Annotated in this window: 20 protein-coding genes; 12 read left to right on the top strand and 8 right to left on the bottom strand. The window is 73.4% G+C overall.

Annotated elements, in window-relative coordinates; genetic code table 11:
* Window positions 1-28: 28 nt before the first annotated feature.
* The 6 genes from pyrE to ACUY4T_RS06925 are packed head-to-tail and all read left to right on the top strand — an operon-like array spanning window position 29 to window position 6216.
* Window positions 29-598, top strand: a complete 570-nt coding sequence (gene pyrE / locus ACUY4T_RS06900) for an orotate phosphoribosyltransferase (RefSeq protein ID WP_446018185.1) — start codon at window positions 29-31, stop codon at window positions 596-598.
* On the top strand, window positions 595-3345 hold the full coding sequence (locus ACUY4T_RS06905; RefSeq protein ID WP_446018186.1) for a septum formation family protein: 2751 nt from the start codon (window positions 595-597) through the stop codon (window positions 3343-3345). Before pyrE ends, ACUY4T_RS06905 begins: the two co-directional genes overlap by 4 nt.
* A 1-nt stretch (window position 3346) precedes the next feature.
* Window positions 3347-4321: a ribokinase gene (locus ACUY4T_RS06910; RefSeq protein WP_446018187.1), complete on the top strand. Its 975-nt coding sequence runs from the start codon at window positions 3347-3349 to the stop codon at window positions 4319-4321.
* Entirely contained in the window at window positions 4318-5265 is a 948-nt protein-coding gene (locus ACUY4T_RS06915; RefSeq protein WP_446018188.1) for a nucleoside hydrolase, read from the top strand. Before ACUY4T_RS06910 ends, ACUY4T_RS06915 begins: the two co-directional genes overlap by 4 nt.
* A gap of 9 nt (window positions 5266-5274) precedes the next feature.
* Window positions 5275-5469: a hypothetical protein gene (locus ACUY4T_RS06920; RefSeq protein WP_446018189.1), complete on the top strand. Its 195-nt coding sequence runs from the start codon at window positions 5275-5277 to the stop codon at window positions 5467-5469.
* A gap of 21 nt (window positions 5470-5490) precedes the next feature.
* The gene (locus ACUY4T_RS06925) at window positions 5491-6216 is read left to right on the top strand and encodes an NUDIX hydrolase (RefSeq protein WP_446018190.1); all 726 of its coding nucleotides are present in this window, start codon (window positions 5491-5493) and stop codon (window positions 6214-6216) included.
* 39 nt (window positions 6217-6255) lie between these two features.
* Here ACUY4T_RS06925 and ACUY4T_RS06930 read toward each other — a convergent pair whose 3' ends face one another.
* The 7 genes from ACUY4T_RS06930 to ACUY4T_RS06960 all read right to left on the bottom strand — a co-directional run bounded on the left by ACUY4T_RS06930 (window position 6256) and on the right by ACUY4T_RS06960 (window position 12415).
* A complete protein-coding gene (locus ACUY4T_RS06930; protein ID WP_446018191.1) occupies window positions 6256-7053 on the bottom strand; it encodes an HAD-IIA family hydrolase in 798 nt (265 codons plus the stop codon).
* Window positions 7054-7115: 62 nt separating this feature from the next.
* Window positions 7116-7466 (bottom strand): UBP-type zinc finger domain-containing protein, encoded by a 351-nt coding sequence (locus ACUY4T_RS06935; protein ID WP_446018192.1) that lies wholly within the window; start codon window positions 7464-7466, stop codon window positions 7116-7118.
* Window positions 7463-9109, bottom strand: coding sequence for an FAD-dependent oxidoreductase (locus tag ACUY4T_RS06940; RefSeq protein ID WP_446018193.1), 1647 nt, complete (start codon window positions 9107-9109; stop codon window positions 7463-7465). The genes ACUY4T_RS06935 and ACUY4T_RS06940 overlap by 4 nt, the downstream gene beginning before the upstream one ends.
* Window positions 9110-9158: 49 nt before the next feature.
* Window positions 9159-9818 carry a metal-dependent transcriptional regulator gene (locus ACUY4T_RS06945; RefSeq protein ID WP_446018194.1) on the bottom strand — a complete coding sequence of 220 codons (660 nt, stop codon included), beginning with the start codon at window positions 9816-9818 and terminating at the stop codon, window positions 9159-9161.
* Between the two features lie 5 nt (window positions 9819-9823).
* On the bottom strand, window positions 9824-10720 hold the full coding sequence (locus ACUY4T_RS06950) for a metal ABC transporter permease (RefSeq protein WP_446018195.1): 897 nt from the start codon (window positions 10718-10720) through the stop codon (window positions 9824-9826).
* A 1-nt stretch (window position 10721) separates the two neighbouring features.
* Window positions 10722-11501 (bottom strand): metal ABC transporter ATP-binding protein, encoded by a 780-nt coding sequence (locus tag ACUY4T_RS06955; protein WP_446018196.1) that lies wholly within the window; start codon window positions 11499-11501, stop codon window positions 10722-10724.
* Window positions 11501-12415 carry a metal ABC transporter substrate-binding protein gene (locus ACUY4T_RS06960; RefSeq protein WP_446018197.1) on the bottom strand — a complete coding sequence of 305 codons (915 nt, stop codon included), beginning with the start codon at window positions 12413-12415 and terminating at the stop codon, window positions 11501-11503. The genes ACUY4T_RS06955 and ACUY4T_RS06960 overlap by 1 nt, the downstream gene beginning before the upstream one ends.
* Window positions 12416-12492: 77 nt before the next feature.
* Between ACUY4T_RS06960 and ACUY4T_RS06965 the strand changes: the two genes are divergently transcribed.
* Window positions 12493-13173, top strand: a complete 681-nt coding sequence (locus ACUY4T_RS06965; protein WP_446018198.1) for a TrmH family RNA methyltransferase — start codon at window positions 12493-12495, stop codon at window positions 13171-13173.
* A gap of 78 nt (window positions 13174-13251) precedes the next feature.
* Window positions 13252-13914 (top strand): TetR/AcrR family transcriptional regulator, encoded by a 663-nt coding sequence (locus tag ACUY4T_RS06970; protein WP_446018199.1) that lies wholly within the window; start codon window positions 13252-13254, stop codon window positions 13912-13914.
* 6 nt (window positions 13915-13920) lie between these two features.
* On the opposite strand, the gene ACUY4T_RS06975 is transcribed toward ACUY4T_RS06970, so the two are convergent.
* Entirely contained in the window at window positions 13921-14328 is a 408-nt protein-coding gene (locus ACUY4T_RS06975) for a DUF3253 domain-containing protein (RefSeq protein ID WP_446018200.1), read from the bottom strand.
* A 227-nt stretch (window positions 14329-14555) separates the two neighbouring features.
* Here ACUY4T_RS06975 and ACUY4T_RS06980 point away from each other — a divergent pair, with 227 nt between their 5' ends.
* The 4 genes from ACUY4T_RS06980 to ACUY4T_RS06995 all read left to right on the top strand — a co-directional run bounded on the left by ACUY4T_RS06980 (window position 14556) and on the right by ACUY4T_RS06995 (window position 18126).
* Window positions 14556-15659 (top strand): substrate-binding domain-containing protein, encoded by a 1104-nt coding sequence (locus ACUY4T_RS06980; protein WP_446018201.1) that lies wholly within the window; start codon window positions 14556-14558, stop codon window positions 15657-15659.
* A gap of 105 nt (window positions 15660-15764) precedes the next feature.
* A complete protein-coding gene (locus tag ACUY4T_RS06985; protein WP_446018202.1) occupies window positions 15765-16808 on the top strand; it encodes an ABC transporter permease in 1044 nt (347 codons plus the stop codon).
* Window positions 16805-17581 carry an ATP-binding cassette domain-containing protein gene (locus ACUY4T_RS06990; RefSeq protein WP_446018203.1) on the top strand — a complete coding sequence of 259 codons (777 nt, stop codon included), beginning with the start codon at window positions 16805-16807 and terminating at the stop codon, window positions 17579-17581. The genes ACUY4T_RS06985 and ACUY4T_RS06990 overlap by 4 nt, the downstream gene beginning before the upstream one ends.
* Entirely contained in the window at window positions 17578-18126 is a 549-nt protein-coding gene (locus tag ACUY4T_RS06995; RefSeq protein ID WP_446018204.1) for a nucleoside/nucleotide kinase family protein, read from the top strand. Before ACUY4T_RS06990 ends, ACUY4T_RS06995 begins: the two co-directional genes overlap by 4 nt.
* The last annotated feature ends 1 nt before the right edge of the window (window position 18127 follow it).

Below are 18127 nucleotides of genomic sequence, written 5' to 3' on the forward strand. Positions count from 1 at the left end.
CCGGGGCCGCACGACGTAGAGTGTTCGGGTGACTTCCCGGAACCCCCAGTCCGCCGAGGCCCGCCGACAGCTCATCGAGTACATCTCCAGCGATGCGGTGTTCCACGGCGACTTCACGCTCACGAGCGGCAAGAAGGCGACGTACTACGTCGACCTCCGCAAGGTGAGCCTCGATCACCGCGTCGCGCCGCTCATCGGCCAGGTCATGCTCGACCTCATCGCCGAGGTCCCGGACGTCGCCGCCGTCGGCGGGATGACGATGGGCGCCGACCCGATCGCCACGGCCGTGCTGCACCAGGGCGCGGCACGCGGCCTCGAGTACGACGCGTTCGTCGTCCGCAAGGAGCCGAAGGACCACGGCCGGGGCAAGCAGGTCGAGGGTCCGGATGTCGCAGGCCGACGCGTCGTCGTCCTGGAGGACACGTCGACCACGGGCGGCTCGCCGCTGAAGGCCATCGACGCCCTGCGCGCGGCCGGTGCAGAGGTCGCCGCGGTCGCGGTCGTCGTCGACCGCGACACGGGCGCACGCGAGGTCATCGAAGCCGCCGGGGTCCCCTACCTCGCGGCCATCGGATTGAAGGATCTGGGACTGTCATGAACGCACGCGACGGACGCTACGACTCGGGCGACCCGGACGACGCCGACTGGCTGCTGAGCCAGCTCGGCAGCGGCCGGCGCCCGGACCTGGAGGGCCGGCCGGCCCCGCAGCCGCCCGTCGCGCAGCCGCCGGCCTCGCCGCCGCCCATGGAGCGCCCCCGCCGCCGGAGCGAGGAGTCGCTCGACTGGTTCTCGCTCGCCGAGCCGCCCGCCGATGAGGCCGCCACGCGCGCGCTCCCGGTCGTGGGTGAGCCCGGTGGTCCTCGCGACGAGCCGCGGCAGCGTCCCGCCGAGACGTGGGAGTCGCAGGCCCCGGCGTGGAACCAGCCCCCGAGCTGGGACGACCGGCGCCCGCCCGTTCCCCCGCCCGGCTCGCACGACCGCCTGACCTCGGTCGAGCCCCCCGTGGGCGCCCCGGTGCCTCCCGCCTTCGGCGGGATCCAGCCTCCGCAGGTGCCCCCGCCCGGCCCCGTGACCCCGCCGACGAACTTCGCGCTCACGTGGGGCGATCAGCAGCAGCCCATCGAGACCGAGGACGGACTCCGCGCGGCCTTCCGCCAGCTCTCGGAACCCGGTGCGGGCCAGGCCCCGCCGTCGGCGCCGCCGTCCGGGAGCCAGGTGTTCCCGCCCGCCCGCACCGACTTCGACGACGAGCTCTGGTCGGCCCTGCACGACGAGACCCCGGCCGCGCAGCCGTGGGAGCCGTACGACGACGGGCGCGGGTACTCCGAGGAGCAGGCGTACGCCGACGCCTCCGGCCAGGGGCTCGACTACGGCGACGGCGCGCAGGGCTACGCCGGCGGCGGGGCGGACCCGCGTGGTGGCGGCTACGACGACCGCGGCGGGTACGACGACCGCGGTCAGGACCGGGGCGGCTACGACCGCGGGTACGAACAGGGTGGGTACGACCAGGATGGTCGGGACCAGCGCGGGTACGACCCGGGTGCGTACGACCAGGATGGTCGGGACCAGGGCGGGTACGACCAGGGCGGCTACGACGACCGGGGACCTGACCGGGGCGGCTACGACGACCGCGGTTACGACCGGGGCGGGTACGACGACCGCGGACAGGACCGGCGCGGGTACGACGATCGCGGGTACGACCAGAGCGGGTACGACGACGACGGCGGCGACGACCACGGCGGCTACGACGACGGCGGGTACGACCGGTCGGGGTACGACCATGACGACGCCGCACGGGACGACCGCGACGACGTGCGCTGGTACGCCGATCGCGACGGCGCCACGGACGGTCGCGACCGCTCCGGCGAACGCGGCGGCGCTCGCGACGACGAGCGGTTCGACGGCGGTGACGATGACGACCCGGTCGCAGCGGGCGCTGCCCAGGCGGGCTTCCTCTGGAACCTCACGCCCGACCCGAATGCACCGGATCCGAAGGCCGATCCGCAGTCGGGCCCGCGTCGCCGAGGAATGCCCGAGCCCTCGCCGCAGGCGTCGGGGTACGAGGATCCGAACGCCCGGTACGACCGGGAGTCGGCTGACGCGCACGCGACGGGCGGCGGCCGGAGCGAGGCCGGCGTGACGGCGTGGGACGGGGCGGACGACACCGCCGATGGCTGGGACGAGTCGTACGACCACGAGCACGATCAGCCGCAGGCCGGCGATTCCGAGGCCGACGCCTACGACGGGTACCGGCGCGACGACGCCTACGCGTCGGACCGCGACGCCTATGCGTCGGACCGCGACGCCTATGCGTCGGACCGCGACGACCGCGAGCCGTACGGTGGCCGCGAGGATCGGGCCGCCTTCGACCGCGACGACCGCGGCCGTGACGGCTGGGACGACCGCGGCGGCGACGGCTGGGACGACCGTCGCGGTGGCCGTGTCGACGACCGCCGCGAAGAGACGGGCGATGACGACGGGCTGGCGTCGCTCTTCGGCGGCGCCGGGTTCGGGGCGACCGCTCCGACCCCGCTCGTGGGCGGCGGCGCCGGGCGTTCGCGCGGGGTGGATCCGTTCGCACGAGCCGACGACCGCCGTGACGACGGCTCCGACCGATACGACGCGTACGGCCGCGACGACCGGTACAGCCGTGACGACCGGTACGAGCGTGACGAGCGGTACGGCCGTGACGACCGTGACGACCGGTACGGTCGCGACGACCGGTACGGCCGCGACGACGACGGCTACGGTCGCGGCGGGTCGCGACCTGCCGCCGCGGACGACGATCGCGGCGGCCGCTCGCCGGTCAAGCTGCTCGCGTGGATCGCGGGCGGGCTGGCGGCGGTGCTGCTCGTCGTGGCCGGCGTGGCCTTCGGCTCGCAGCTGCTCGGAGGCGGGGAGGAATCCGCCGGTGCGCCCGCCGAGGTGGCGGAGCCGACCGGGCCGCAGCCACCGGGCACCTACGCGTGGAACGACCTCGCCGGCGGGGAGTGCCTCGAGCCGTTCGAGGGGCCGTGGGCAGAGGAGTTCACCGTCATCGACTGCGCGACCCCGCACGCGGCCCAGCTGGTGCTGCGCGACGCGGTGTCGACCGACGAGGCGGCCCCCTTCCCGGGCGAAACCGAGTTGGCCGCGCAGGTCGCCGCGCTCTGCGGCGCCGAGAATGTGATCGACCCCGACATGGCGGCGCTCGCTGGCGACCTGCAGGTCGAGGGCACGTACCCGGTGACAGAGGAGCAGTGGACTGCGGGGGAGCGCGACTACTACTGCTTCGTCACGCGCCGGGGCGGATCGCCGATCACGGCCGACGTGCAGGGCAGCGTCGGCGCGCAGAGCCAGGGCTGAGATGACGGCCGCGCGCTCCGCCGAACCCGTCGGCGGGCCGGCCGCGATCGTCGTGTTCGGCTCGGTGAACGTCGACGCGACGAGCTACGTGCGCGACTTCCCCCGCCCGGGCGAGACCGTCCATTCCGGCGACTTCCGCGTGGCGCTCGGCGGGAAGGGCGCGAACCAGGCGGTGGCCGCGCACCTGGCGGGAGCGCGGGTCCGTCTCGTGGCGCGTGTCGGCGACGACGCGAACGCCGACGTCGCGCGCGCCGCATTCGACCGGTTCGGACTGGCGACCGACGGGGTCGTGGCGGTGCCCCACGCACCGACGGGTGTCGCGCAGATCACCGTCGCGGCATCCGGCGAGAACACCATCGTCGTCACCGCCGGGGCGAACGCCGACTTCGACGCCGTCGCGGTGCGCTCGGAGGCGCCTCGCCTGGACGGCGCGTCGGTCGTGCTCACGCAGGGCGAGCTCCCGATCGCCGCGATCGAGGCGATCGCCGACGCGAGCGAGGGGGCCGGGCTCCGATTCGTGCTCAACCTCGCCCCGCCGGTCCCCGTGGGTCGCGCGGCCCTCGCCGTCGCCGACCCGCTCGTCGTCAACGTCCACGAGGCCCGCACCCTCGGGCTGGGTTCGGGCCTCGACGACGACGCCCCCGTCGAGGCATGGCGGGACGCCGCGGAATCCGCCGTCACCGGCATCGCCCGGTCGCTCGTGGTCACGCTCGGCCACCGCGGCGCGGTCGCCGCTGACGCGACGGGCGCATGGGCCGTGGCGGCGCCGAGCGTCGACGCCGTCGACAGCACGGGCGCCGGGGATGCCGCGACCGGGGCGCTCACCGCGATGCTCGCCGAGGGCCGAACGCTGCCCGAGGCGGTGCGCGCGGCGGTGGCGGCCGGCGCGCTGGCCGTGCAGCGCCGCGGCACGGTCGACTCGTACGCCGGTCGAGCCGACGTGCTCGGCCTCGCCGAGCGGTTGGAGGCCAGGTGACGATTCCGGTGATCGTCGACTGCGACCCGGGCCACGACGACGTCGTGGCGCTCTGGCTCGCGGCCGGCCATCCGGCGCTGGAGCTGCTCGCGGTGACGACCGTGGGCGGCAACGTGCCGCTGGAGCACACCAGCCGGAACGCCCGCATCGCGCTCGCCGTCGCCGGCGTCGCCGGGGTGCCCGTCGCCGCGGGCGCGGCGGGCCCGCTGGTCCGCGAGCTCTCGACGGCGGAGTGGATCCACGGCGAGAACGGCCTGGGCGGCCCGGAACTGCCGGATCCCGACACCGCGGACACGCCGGTCCCGCTCGACCCGCGCAGCGCCGGTCAGCTCATCGCCGACACCCTCGCCGCGTCGTCCGAGCCGGTGGCGATCATCGCGACCGGCCCGACCACGAACCTCGCCGTGCTGCTCGCCGACCGGCCCGACCTCGCCGACCGGATCCGAGAGATCGTCTGGATGGGCGGGTCGACCGAGCGCGGCAACGTGACGCCGTACGCCGAATTCAACGCCTGGGTCGATCCGGAGGCCCTCGACCGGGTGCTCCGCAGCGGCATCCGATTCACAATGGTGGGACTGAACGTCACCCATCGGGCAATGGTCACCGCGGGCGTGCGCGAGCGCCTGGCCGCCGTCGGCAACCGCACCGCGGCCTTCGGCGACGAGCTCCTCGAGTTCTTCTGCCGCACCAACGACGAGGTCTTCGGCCTGCCCGACGGGCCCCTGCACGACCCGGTCGCCGTCGCCGTGCTGGCCGATCCGGGGGCGGTCGAGGTCGTGCGCACCAGGCTCGATGTCGAGCTGGCCGGCGCGGAGACGGTCGGGGCCACGAGCGTGGACCTCGACGGGATGCTCGCGCGCGAACCCAATGCGCACGTCGCCGTCGGACTCGACGTCGAGGCCTTCTGGACGGCCGTCGAGACCGCGTACGGGAACCTGGCGTAGGAGGGCGCGATGGACTGGACGTTCTGGGTCGGGGCGGTCGTGATCGTCGCGCTCGTCGTCGTGACGCAGGTCTTCCTGCACGAGAGCCGGTGGTCGCGCCGGCCGCGGGAGGACGAGCCGGAGCACGACGACCCGGGGGCGGGCGACCCCGACGGCGCGGAGGACGCGGACCCGGCGGGCGACGACCGGCGGCCCGGGGAGTAGTCTCGGCACGAGGAGGCAGCCATGGGTGACCCGCGCCGGGCGAGCCGCAGCGTCGACGCGGACGGCCCCGCCCGCACCCAGCTCGCCGCGCTCGTCGGCGATCCGTGGTTGGGGCGCCGATGGGAGGCCGTGCGCGAGCCCGTCGGCGACGACGCCCGCGCCGCCGCCGTGCTCATCCTGTTCGGGGTGCTCGACCACCTGCCGAGCGACCACGAGGCCCAGTCGCGCGCGGTCTCGCGCGACCTCGACGTGCTCCTTCTCGCGCGCGCGACCACGCTCCGCTCGCACGCCGGGCAGATCGCGTTCCCCGGCGGCCGGGTCGACGACGACGACCCGGACCCGGTCGCCGCCGCGCTGCGCGAGGCGCGCGAGGAGACGGGCCTCGACCCCGGCGGCGTCGAGGTGCTCGGCACGCTCGAGCAGATCCCGCTCGCCTACTCCCGGCACCTCGTGACCCCGGTGCTCGGATGGTGGGCGGCGCCCACGCCCGTCGCGCCGGTGGACGAGGCCGAGTCCTCCGCCGTGTTCCGCACCCCCGTCGCCGACCTGCTCGACCCCGAGCATCGGCGCACGACCGTGCTGCGCCGCGACGGCGAGGAATGGCGCGGTCCCGCGTTCACCGTCACCGGCGGCGGCGCCCGTCGGCTCGTCTGGGGCTTCACCGCGCTCGTGCTGGACGCACTGTTCGACCGCCTGGGGTGGACCGAGCCGTGGGACCCGGACCGCGAGATCGACCTGCCCGCCTGAGCCGGGGCCGCCCGGACATCGCGGGGCGGCATCCGCTCGCTAGAGCTCGACCTCGACCGGCTCGGACGGGAGGAGCTCCGCGACGCCGGAGAGGATCTCGTCGGGCCGGAACGGGTACTTCTCGATCTCGGCCTGGTCGCTGATGCCGGTCATCACGAGGACGGTGTGCAGTCCGGCCTCGATCCCCGCGACGATGTCGGTGTCCATGCGGTCGCCGATCATCGCCGTGTTCTCGGAGTGCGCGCCGATCTTGTTCAGCGCCGAGCGGAACATCATCGGGTTGGGCTTGCCCACGACGTACGGCTCCCGGCCGGTCGCCTTCGTGATGAGCGCCGCGATCGCACCGGTCGCGGGCAGCGGGCCCTCGGCGCTGGGGCCCGTGGCATCCGGGTTCGTGACGATGAACCGGGCGCCGTTCCCGATCAGCCGGATCGCCTTGGTGATGGCCTCGAACGAGTAGTTGCGAGTCTCGCCGACGACCACGAAGTCGGGGTTCGTCTCGGTCATCACGAAGCCCGCGTCGTGCAGCGCCGTGAGGATGCCGGCCTCGCCGATGACGAACGCCGACCCCCCGGGCAGCTGCTGCTTGAGGAAGTCGGCCGTGGCCAGCGCCGACGTCCAGATCCGCTCCTGCGGCACATTGAGGCCCGATGCGCGCAGTCGTGCCGACAGGTCGCGCGCGGTGAAGATCGAGTTGTTCGTCAGCACGAGGTACGGGGTCCCCGAGTCCTCCCACAGCTGCAGCAGCTCGGCCGCCCCCGGGAGGGCGTGGTTCTCGTGCACGAGCACGCCGTCCATGTCGGTCAGCCAGGCCTCGACCTCTTCACGCTTGCCCATGGGGCCACTCTAGGCCGCCCGGATCACGGCACGATGAACGGCGGATGCCGGGGGCGTCTCGATCACGCGCGGTGCAGGCGCTGCTTCCAGTCCGCCGGCACCCTGCCCGCGGGGCCGGGGGAGGGCTGGTCCTCCGGACGCGACGTCGGCGGCGACAGGGGCACGGGCCGGGCGGGGGTGCCGGCGAGGTAGTCCCAGAACCAGTCCTCGCCGGGCTCGAACGAGGTCGCCACCGCGTGCTCGGTCTCATGGGCGTGCCGGCTCGCGTGCTGCTCGGGCGAGGAGTCGCAGCATCCGACGTGCCCGCACTCGACGCAGCGACGCAGGTGCCACCACCATCCGCCGCCCTCGAGGCATTCCACGCAGCCGGCCCCCGACGGGGGAGGCGCGAGCCGCTGCCCCTCGCCGCTCATGCGTACACCTCCGTCGCCGAGAGCGCGAGGTGGACGGATGCCACGGCGCTGGACCCCTCGCCGACCGCGGCGGCCACCCGCTTCATCGATCCGCCGCGCACGTCGCCGGCCGCGAACACCCGCGGCACCGACGTCTCGAACGGCAGGGGCATGCGCCCCAGCGCGCGCCAGGCGTCGCCGAGTCCGACGACGTCGGCGCCGGTGCGCACGAAGCCGCCCGGGTCGCGTTCGAGGTCGTCGAGCCAGTCGGTGGCGGGTACCGCGCCGATGAAGCAGAACAGGCCCGCGCAGTCGACGGTCTCGTCGGTGGCGCCGCGCAGCGAGACACGGTCGAGGCGTTCGTCGCCGTGGAGCGCCGAGACCTCGGTGCCGGTCAGCACCTCGATGCGGGGATCCTCCCGGACGCGGTCGACGAGGTAGCTCGACATCCGGTCGGCGAGGTCGTCGGACCGGACCACGAGACGGACCCGGCAGCCATTGGCGGCGAGGGCGAGTGCAGCCTGGCCCGCCGAGTTGGCGCCGCCGACGACGACGACGTCGGACCCGGCGACCTGCCTGAGCTCGAGCGCGGATGCCGCGTGGTGGATGCCGTTGCCCTCGAACTCGTCCCAGCGGTCGAGCGGGAGGCCGCGGTAGGAGACCCCCGTGGTGACCACCACCGCCCGGGCGCGGACGATCGCGCCGTCGGCGAGGAGCAGGCGGTGCACGCCGTCCTCGGCGGCCAGTCGCACGACCGGGCACGGGGCGGCGATGCGCACGCCGAACTTGAACGCCTGCAGCGACGCCTGCGACGTGAGCGCGTCGCCGCTCACGCCGAAGGGGAACCCGAGGTAGTTCTCGATGCGGGACGTGGTCGCCGACTGCCCGCCGGGCGCCACGGCGTCGAGCAGCACGGTCCGCAGCCCCTCGGAGGCGCCGTAGATGGCGGCCGCGAGGCCCGCCGGTCCCGCGCCGACGACGGCCAGGTCGAACTCCGTGTCGTCCTCCGAGCTGTAGGCGAGCCCGAGCATCTCGGCGATGCCGCCCGGCGTCGCGTTGCGCACCGGCTCGCCCTGCACGAAGGCCACGGGGAGGTCGTCGCGCGTGAAGCCGTGCGACCACACGTCGTGGTCGAGGTCCGGGTCGTCGACGTCGACCCAGGTGTGGGCGAGCTCGAGGCGTTCCGCGTAGCGTCGCAGCGCGAGCGAGGCGGCGTCGCGCGACGAGCCCACGATCTTCAGGGTCCAGGCCGCCGGCCCGTGACGGAGGAGCTCGCGCCGCGCCCAGAGCGTGCGCAGCAGCAGGTCGCACAGTTCTTCGTCCTCGGCCATGAGGCGCTGGAGCGCATCGTGGTCGACGCGCAGCACCCGGCCCGCCGTGGTGACCCGCGCCGTGAGGAAGGCGCGCTGCCCGTTCAGGAGGCCGAGTTCGCCGACGAACGTGCGGGGGCCGAGCAGTGCCAGCCGGGTCTCGTCGGTCCACGACAGGGCCTCGCGCACCACCTCGACCTCGCCCTCCTCGACGAGGATGAGGTCGTACCAGCGCTCGCCGGTCCGGAAGAGGACGTCGCCGACCGCGGTCTCCTGCGGCGAGCCGTAGCGCCGCAGCCGGTCCCACTGGGCGTCGGTGAGCTCGGGCCTGATCTTCTGCTTGGTGCGACCCATCTGGCCATCCTCGCTCACCACCCGCCCGAACGGGAGGGGGCGGGGCGAATCAGGCGGAGATCCAGATGCCGGCGGCCGCCTCGCGCGCGAACGTACGGCTCGCCCCGGCGACGGCGACCGTGACGGTCGCCTCGTGCTCGGCATCCGTCACCCGCAGCTCGCTGCCCGGGCCGATGCCGGCGCCGTCGAGCTCGCGCAGGACCGCGGAATCGCGGTCGCTGATGCGGATGACCCGCCCGACGTGCCCCGTCGCGGCTTCGTCGAGCCGGACCGACGGCTCGGAGACGAGCGTGCCATCGGCGCGCGGGATGGCGTCGCCGTGCGGGTCGCGCTCGGGGCGGCCGAGCCGCTCGTCGATCGCCTCGAGGAGCCGGTCGGAGAGCGCGTGCTCGAGCACCTCGGCCTCGTCGTGCACCTCGTCCCACGCGTAGCCCATCTCGCGGACGAGCCAGGTCTCGATGAGGCGGTGGCGGCGCACGACCGCGAGGGCGCGGGCGCGGCCGTCGTCGGTGAGCCGGATGGCGCCGTACGGCACGTGCTGCACGAGCCCCTGCGCGGCCATCTTCTTCACCATCTCGGTGACCGAGGAGGGGGCGACGCCGAGCGCCGCCGCGAGCCCGGACGGGGTGATCGCCTCGGGCTGCCACTCGGTGTGGCCGTGGATCGTCTTGAGGTAGTCCTCGACGGCGGGGCTGCTGCTGGCGGGCATCGGTGTCACCCTACCCGGCCGTCGACGCGGTGCGCCGGTGCGGCGCCCGACCTGCGCCGGCCCGCGGCGACGCGGCGCGCCACGACGCCGTGGCGCGGCGCGAACAGGTACGCGAGCGAGAACGCGAGGCCCATGGTGAGCACGACCATCCCGCCCGAGGCGGCGTCGAGGTAGTAGCTCGCGTAGATCCCGACGACGGCGCAGGTCGCCGCGACGGCGGGCGCGATCACGAGCATCCGCGCGAACCGGTCGGTCAGGAGGTAGGCCGTGGCGCCGGGGATGATGACCATCGCGACGACCAGGACGACGCCCACGGCCTGCAGTGCGACCACCACGGTCAGGGCGAGCAGGCCGAGCAGCAGTGCGCCGAGCGCCTTCGCGTTGAGCCCGATCGCATGGGCGTGCGTGGGGTCGAACGCGTAGAGGGTGAGGTCGCGGCGCTTCAGCACGAGGATCGCGAGGGTGACCGCGCCGAGCGCGAGCACCTGGACGAGGTCGGCCGCGCTCACGCCCAGCAGGTTGCCGAAGAGGATGTGGCCGAGGTCGGTCTGGCTCGGCACGACCGAGATCAGCACCAGCCCGAGTGCGAAGAGGGTGGTGAACACCACGCCGATGGCGGCGTCCTCCTTCACGCGGCTCGTCGCGCGCACGAGGAAGATGAGGGCCACTGCGCCGATGCCGAACACGAGCGCGCCGACCGCGAAGGGGGTGCCGAGCAGGTAGGCGATCACGACCCCCGGCAGCACCGCGTGCGAGACGGCGTCGCCCATGAGCGACCAGCCGATGAGCACGAGCCAGCAGCTGAGCACGCCGCAGACGATCGCGGCGGTGACGGTCACGAGCAGGGCGCGCTGCATGAAGTCGTAGCCGAGCGGGTCGAGGAGGAAGTCGAGCACCGGCATATCAGTCCTCGCCCTCCTCGTCGGCGCGGGCGGCGAGGTCGAGGCCGAACGCACGGGCGAGCTGCTCGGGTCGCAGCGCGGCCTCCGGGGTGTCGTGCAGCAGCACCCGGCGGAGCAGCAGGATCGCCTCGTCGGCGAGCCGCGGGAGCGCTTCGAGGTCGTGCGAGGACACGAGCACCGTCGCCCCGCCCGCGGCGAGCTCGCGGAGGAGCGCGCTGATCGTGCGCTCGCTGGGTCGGTCGACGCCCGCGAACGGCTCGTCGAGCAGGAGGACGTCGGCGCGCTGGGCGAGGCATCGGGCGACGAACGCGCGCTTGCGCTGCCCGCCGGAGAGCGCGCCGATGCGCCGGTCGGCGAGGTGCGACAGCTCGACCCGTTCGAGGGCCTCGGCCACGGCCGCGCGGTCGGCGGGGCGAGGGCGCCGGGTGAAGCCCTGGTACCCGTAGCGGCCCATCATGACGACGTCGTGCACGCTGAGCGGGAACGCCCAGTCGACCTCCTCGCTCTGGGGCACGTACCCGACGAGCCCGCCCTTCCGCGCCTGCTTCGGCGTGAGTCCGGCGACTGCGACCGTGCCGTGGTCGGGGCGAACGGTGCCCATGATCGACTTGAAGAGCGTCGACTTGCCCGAGCCGTTCATGCCGATGAGCCCGCAGACCGTGCCACGGCGGAGCGTGAGGCTCACGTCGTCGAGCGCGAGCACGTCGCCGTAGTGCACGGTCAGTCCGCGCACGTCGATGGCCGGGGCCGCTGGGCGGGCGGATGCGACGGGGCCGGTCATCACCGGCCTCCCGCGAGCCCGTCGGTGATGACCTCGACGTCGTGCCGGAGCAGGTCGAGGTAGGTCGGGACCGGGCCGTCCGGCTCGGAGAGGGAGTCGACGTAGAGGACCCCGCCGAACGCGGCATCCGTGGCCTCGACGACCTGCTGCATCGACTCGTCGGAGACGGTCGACTCGCAGAAGACGGCGGGCACGCGCTGGTCGTCGACGAACTCGATGGTGCCGGCGATCGACCGGGGGGTCGCCTGCTGCTCGGCGTTGACGGCCCAGAGGTACTGCTCGGCGAGTCCCGCGTCGCGAGCGAGGTACGAGAACGCGCCTTCGCACGTGACGAGCGCGCGTTCGTTCTCGGGCAGGTCGGCGAGGTCGGCGACGAGCTCGTCGTGCACGGCCTGGAGCTCGGCGCGGTAGGCGGCGCCGTTGGCCGCGTAGTCCTCGGCGTGCTCGGGGTCGAGCTCGCCGAAGGCGACGACCATGTTGTCGACGTAGCGCTGCACGTTCAGGGCCGACATCCAGGCGTGCGGGTTCGGCAGGCCCTCGGCCTCGCCGTCGGCGATCTCCATCACCTCGACGCCGTCGCTCACCACGACGTGGGGAACGTCGAGGCCGTCGACGAACTGCTCGAACCAGGCTTCGAGGTTGAGCCCGTTGTCGAGGATCAGGTCGGCCTCCGCGGCGCGGCGCAGGTCGCCGGGCGTCGGCTCGTACCCGTGGATCTCGGCGCCGACCTTGGTGATCGATTCGACGCGGAGGTGCTCGCCGGCCACCTCGCCGGCGATGTCGGCGAGCACGGTGAACGTGGTGAGCACGACCGGTCGGTCGTCGTCGCGGTCGCCGGTGGACGGGCCGGCGCACCCGCTCAGCGCGAGTGCGGCGGAGACGAGCATCGTGGCGACGGCGGCACCTTTCGGCATACCGAAATCGTAGCGCGGTTTCGGGTCGCCGAAATGCATTCGGCGTCACGGGCGGAGTCGGCGACTAGCGTGGCACCGTGGTCGATGAGCGAACGGATGCCGCGGCGGACGCCGGAGCACGCGACGGCGACGCCCCGGCCGAGCCGCACCTGCCGTACGGCGTGGGTCCCTGGCCGGGCGGGCGCGAGGCGTGGCCCGACGATGCGCGGTACGACCCCGAGCTGCTGGAGCACGGCGACCGCCGCAACGTCGTCGACGGGTACCGCTACTGGCGGCTCGACGCCATCGTCGCCGACCTCGACACCCGGCGCCATCCGTTCCACGTCGCCATCGAGAACTGGCAGCACGACCTGAACATCGGCTCGATCGTCCGGACCGCCAACGCCTTCGCCGCGCAGGCCGTGCACATCGTCGGGCGTCGCAGGTGGAACCGGCGCGGCGCGATGGTCACCGATCGCTACCAGCACCTCGTGCACCATCCGGATGTCGCCGAGCTCGTCGCCTGGGCGCGCCGCGAGCGGCTGCCGATCGTCGCGGTCGACAACGTCGAGGGCTCGATCCCGGTCGACGCGGCCGACCTGCCCGCGCGGTGCGTGCTGCTGTTCGGCCAGGAGGGGCCCGGACTCAGCCCGGAGGCACTCGCCGCCGCCGACCTGGTCGTCGAGATCACGCAGTACGGGTCGACGCGCTCCATCAACGCCGCTGCCGCCGCGGCGATCGTCATGCACGAGTGGGCGCGGCGCCACGCCGGGCACTGAAGCCTGCACGGGCGGAGGCTGGAGGAGGGGCGACGACGCGGGCGTTGTCCGCTCGGACAAGACGGCTACGATGAGCGGGTGGCCACCCGTCTCGACCCCGCCGAGCGACGCGAGCAGATCCTCGCGGCGACGCTGCGGCTCGTCGCCCGCGACGGCTTCGCCCGCGTGACGCTGCGCGACGTCGCCGCGGAGGTCGGCGTCGTCCACGGCCTCATCCGCCACTACTTCGCGACGCGCGAGCAGCTGGTCGCCGCGGCCTTCGACACGGCCGTCCTCGCCGAGCTCCGCGAGGACGAGGGTATCGAGGGGCAGCTGGAGCCCGTCGCCGCGCTCGCCGACTGGCTGTCCACGACGCCCCGCGGCCACTACCTCGTCTGGATCGACGCCTGGAGCGAGGCGCCCCGCAACCCCGAGCTGCATGCGGCCCTCACCCGCCACCACCGGGACTCCGACCGGCACCTCGCCGCCGTGATCCAGCGGGTCGTCGAGGCCGGCGAGGCGACGAGCGACGACCCAGCCGCCGACGCCCGCATGCTCACCGCGCTCGTCGACGGCGTCGCGGTGCAGCACCACGCGATCGGCCTCATCGACGAGGCGGAGGCCGACCGGATCGTGTTCCGCGCCGCCGAGGAGCACCTGCGCATGCAGCCCGGCGCGCTCTCGCGCACCCGCCCCACGCCGACCCGCGGGCAGTGGGCCACGCCCCCGGCTTCGGGATCGACGCCGCCCGCGGCCGACTGACGCCCCTCAGCCGCGCGCGCGACGGATGCGGATCGGTCCCTTCGCGGTCGACGGGTCCACCACGCGGCCCGACTGGGTGATCTCGACCTCGCCGGATGCCACGAGCCGGCGCGCGGCGCGGCGCGCGGGTTCCATCAGCTCGCGCCATCCGTCGTCGCCGCCCACCAGGCGGGCCGCCTCTGAGGGGCAGATCGTCGCCGTCGCGGCGCGGCGGTCGAGCAGCGTGCGGATGCCCGCCTCGAGCTCGCGGTCGACCGGTCGGATGCCGCGCGCCCGGCACGCGTCGCTGCAGTAGCGGACCGCCGCCCAGTCCCGCGACCACTTCGCACGCCACTCGATACGCCGCCCGCACGACGCGCACGCCTTCTCGTCGACGGATGCCGCGGCATCCGTGGCATCGCGCCGACGGCCCATCACGGCAGGATGCCGCGCCCACCCGCGTATTCGCTGGGATCCGTGGACGCCGAGCCGTCGCTCCGCCCGGGCTACGGGCGCCGCGCCCGGCTCTCGCCGGCCGAGGAAACCTCAGCCCTCGGCCGGGCTATGCGCATACGATTTCGCGATGCGATTGCGCAATCGTATGCGCAATTGCACCATGGGGGCTGAGCGAGGACGCTCGACACCGCAGAGGAGATTCGACGATGAATCAGACCACGTCCGGCCGGCTCCGACGCCGGCTCATCACTTCCGTTTCCATCGCCGCCGCCGCCGTGCTGGCGCTCGCCGGATGCTCGGGCGGCTCCGGGTCCGGGTCCGGCGGCTCGGGCGGCGACGGCGAGACCATCGGCGTCTCGCTGATCGTCAAGACCACCAGCAACCCGTTCTTCATCGCCATGCAGGAGGGCGCCGAGGCGGCCGCCGCCGAGCAGGGCGTCGAGCTCACGCTCGCGGCCGGTCGCGAGGACGGCGATGAGGACTCGCAGATCCAGGCGATCGAGAACGCCATCTCGAGGGGCGACGCCGGCATCCTCATCACCCCGAGCGGACCGAGCGTCGAGGACGCGCTCGTCAAGGCGCGCGACGCCGGGCTCTACGTGATCGCCCTCGACACGCCGCCCGAGAACGAGGAGGCCGCCGACATCACGTTCGCGACCGACAACTTCCTCGCCGGCCAGGAGATCGGCCGCTGGACCGCCGCGAAGCTCGGCGGGGAGAAGGCGACGATCGCGCTCATCAACGCGTTCGACGACCGGGTCGTGTCGGTCGACTACAACCGCAACCAGGGCTTCCTCGACGGCATGGGCATCGAGCTCGGCGACCCCAAGGTCAACGGCGACGAGGAGAAGACCGGCAGCTACTCCGGCGGCGAGTACGAGATCGTCGGCAACGAGGCGTCGCAGGGCGCCGAGGACGGCGGCCGCACCGCCGCCGAGACGCTTCTCGCGAAGAACCCCGACATCAACGTCGTCTACACGATCAACGAGCCCGCCGCCTACGGCGCGTACGAGGCCTTCCGCGCCGCCGGCGCGACCGACGACCTCATCGTCGTCTCCGTGGACGGCGGGTGCGCCGGAGTCGGCTACGTCGCGGACGGCGTGATCGGGGCGACCAGCCAGCAGTACCCCGTGAAGATGGCCGAGGAGGGCGTCGACGCGATCGTCGAGCTCGTCGAGACCGGAGAGGCCCCGACCGTCTCCGAGGGCCTCGACTTCTTCGACACGGGCGTGGCGCTCGTCACCGACGAACCGCAGGACGGCGTCGAATCCATCACCACCGAAGAGGCCGGCGAGATCTGCTGGGGCTGAGAACCCCACCCTCGACGTGGGGCGATGCGGCTCGGCGACGAGCACCGCGTGGAGCCAGGCGCCCGGCGCCGGCCGCATCGCCCCACCTTCCATAGGAGACCTGACATGAACGAGACCCAGTCCGGACCGCCGACGACATCCTCACTCGACCTGGCCGAGGAGTTCCTCGACCGATCGACCCCGCTCAGCCGCATCCGAAACGTGCTCCACCGCTACCCGGCGATCAGCCCGGCGGTGGTGCTCGTCCTCGCGGCGATCGTCTTCGGCCTGCTGAACGATCGATTCCTGAATCCCGCGAACCTGTCGCTGATCACGCAGCAGGTCGCCGTCGTCGGCACCCTCGCCGTCGCCCAGACCCTGATCATCCTGACGGCCGGCATCGACCTCTCCGTCGGCGCGATCATGGTGCTGAGTTCGATGGTGATGGCGCAGACGTCGGCCCAGCTCGGCGTGCCCGCCGTGCTCGCCCTCCTCCTCGGACTCGGGGTCGGCCTCGGTGCGGGAGCCCTGAACGGCTTCCTGGTCACGCGACTGGGACTGCCGCCGTTCATCGTGACCCTGGGCACGCTGAGCATCTTCACGGCGCTCACCCTGCTGTACTCCGGCGGCGCGACGATCCGGGGCGGCGAGATGCCCGAGCTGCTGACCGCGATGGGCACCACCTTCTCGATCGGAGGCGTCAACTTCACGATCGGCGTGGTCATGATGCTCCTCCTCTACGTCGTCGTCGCGCTGATCCTCCACAAGACCGCGTGGGGGCGGCACGTGTACGCCGTGGGCGACGACCCCGAGTCCGCGCGACTCGCGGGCATCCGGGTCAACCGGCTGCTCATGAGCGTCTACATCGCGGCCGGAGGCATCCTGGCGCTCGGCGCGTGGATCCAGATCGGGCGCACGAACGCCGCCTCCCCGAATGCGGGGTTCGAGCTCAACCTCGACTCGATCACGGCGGTCGTCATCGGCGGGACCAGCCTCTTCGGCGGTCGCGGCACCGTCTGGGGCACCCTGCTCGGCGCCCTGATCGTGGGCATGTTCCGTAACGGCCTCGCCCTCGCCGGCCTCGACGTGCTCTGGCAGACCTTCGCGGTCGGCGTCCTGATCATCGTGGCCGTCTCCGTCGACCAGTGGATCCGAAAGGTACGATCGTGAACACCCCAACCGAAGAGCGCACGCCGATCCTCCGCGCCCGCCGCCTCGTGAAGACCTTCGGCCGGGTCGTCGGCCTCGACGGCGTGAGCCTCGAGCTGTACCCCGGCGAGGTCCTCGCCGTGATCGGCGACAACGGCGCCGGCAAGTCGACGCTGATCAAGTGCCTCACCGGCGCGTACGTCCCCGACGAGGGGCAACTGTTCCTCGACGGCAAGGAGGTGCACTTCAAGCGCCCCCAGGACGCGCGCGCGGCGGGCATCGAGACGGTCTACCAGAACCTGGCCGTCTCGCCCGCCCTCGACGTGGCATCGAACCTGTTCCTCGGACGCGAACTGCGCAAGAAGGGCGTGCTCGGATCGGTCTTCCGCGTCGTGGACGCGAAGGGCATGCGCGAGCAGGCGAAGCAGCACCTCTCGACGCTGGGCATCTCGACGTTGCAGGATGTCACCGTGGCGGTCGAGAACCTCTCCGGCGGCCAGCGCCAGGCGGTGGCGGTCGCACGGGCCGCGGCCTTCGGATCGAAGGTCGTGGTGCTGGACGAGCCGACCGCGGCACTCGGCGTGCGCGAGTCGGCCCAGGTGCTCGAGCTCGTGCACCGGCTGCGCGACCAGGGGATCCCGGTGATCCTCATCTCGCACAACATGCCGCACGTCTTCGAGGTGGCCGACCGCATCCACATCCAGCGCCTCGGCAAGCGCGCGGCGACCATCACGCCGGAGTCGCACTCGATGACCGACGCCGTCGCGATCATGACGGGCGCATCGACGTCATGAACGCGAGCACCACCCCCGACGCACCGGACCCTCCGGACGGCCCGAGCCGTCCGGAGGGTCCGGGCGGCTCGGCCGGTCGGCCGTCGGAGGCGGCCGATGCGGCGGTGATCGCGGACCTGGCCGCGCACCTCGACGCCCTCGCGGACGCCCGGGGGCGCGTGATGGTCGGCATCTGCGGCCCGCCCGGCGTCGGCAAGTCCACGCTGGCGAGGCGCGTGCAGGCGGCGGTCACGGGCGCCGTGGTCCTGCCGATGGACGGCTTCCACCTCGCCTCGGACGTGATCGCGGGCACCGACCTGGCCCGGCGGAGGGGAGCGCCCGACACCTTCGACGTCGACGGGTTCGTCGTCATGCTCGAGCGACTCCGCCGCCAGGCCGATCGGACCGTCTTCGCGCCCGACTACCGCCGGGGGCTCGAGGATCCGGTCGCGGCCGCCATCCCGATCGAGCCGTCGCACCGCGCCATCCTCGTCGAGGGCAACTACCTGCTGTCGGATCGCCCGGGATGGCGCTCGGTCGCCGACCTGCTCGACGAGGTCTGGTAGC

It is taken from the genome of Agromyces arachidis (assembly GCF_052805135.1).

Coding starts and splice junctions, on each gene's coding strand:
- ACUY4T_RS06905 (WP_446018186.1), top strand. CDS start 595: ATGAACGCACGCGACGGACGCTACGACTCGGGCGACCCGGACGACGCC.
- ACUY4T_RS06910 (WP_446018187.1), top strand. CDS start 3,347: ATGACGGCCGCGCGCTCCGCCGAACCCGTCGGCGGGCCGGCCGCGATC.
- ACUY4T_RS06920 (WP_446018189.1), top strand. CDS start 5,275: ATGGACTGGACGTTCTGGGTCGGGGCGGTCGTGATCGTCGCGCTCGTC.
- ACUY4T_RS06925 (WP_446018190.1), top strand. CDS start 5,491: ATGGGTGACCCGCGCCGGGCGAGCCGCAGCGTCGACGCGGACGGCCCC.
- ACUY4T_RS06930 (WP_446018191.1), bottom strand. CDS start 7,053: ATGGGCAAGCGTGAAGAGGTCGAGGCCTGGCTGACCGACATGGACGGC.
- ACUY4T_RS06935 (WP_446018192.1), bottom strand. CDS start 7,466: ATGAGCGGCGAGGGGCAGCGGCTCGCGCCTCCCCCGTCGGGGGCCGGC.
- ACUY4T_RS06940 (WP_446018193.1), bottom strand. CDS start 9,109: ATGGGTCGCACCAAGCAGAAGATCAGGCCCGAGCTCACCGACGCCCAG.
- ACUY4T_RS06945 (WP_446018194.1), bottom strand. CDS start 9,818: ATGCCCGCCAGCAGCAGCCCCGCCGTCGAGGACTACCTCAAGACGATC.
- ACUY4T_RS06950 (WP_446018195.1), bottom strand. CDS start 10,720: ATGCCGGTGCTCGACTTCCTCCTCGACCCGCTCGGCTACGACTTCATG.
- ACUY4T_RS06955 (WP_446018196.1), bottom strand. CDS start 11,501: ATGACCGGCCCCGTCGCATCCGCCCGCCCAGCGGCCCCGGCCATCGAC.
- ACUY4T_RS06960 (WP_446018197.1), bottom strand. CDS start 12,415: ATGCCGAAAGGTGCCGCCGTCGCCACGATGCTCGTCTCCGCCGCACTC.
- ACUY4T_RS06975 (WP_446018200.1), bottom strand. CDS start 14,328: ATGGGCCGTCGGCGCGATGCCACGGATGCCGCGGCATCCGTCGACGAG.
- ACUY4T_RS06980 (WP_446018201.1), top strand. CDS start 14,556: ATGAATCAGACCACGTCCGGCCGGCTCCGACGCCGGCTCATCACTTCC.
- ACUY4T_RS06985 (WP_446018202.1), top strand. CDS start 15,765: ATGAACGAGACCCAGTCCGGACCGCCGACGACATCCTCACTCGACCTG.
- ACUY4T_RS06995 (WP_446018204.1), top strand. CDS start 17,578: ATGAACGCGAGCACCACCCCCGACGCACCGGACCCTCCGGACGGCCCG.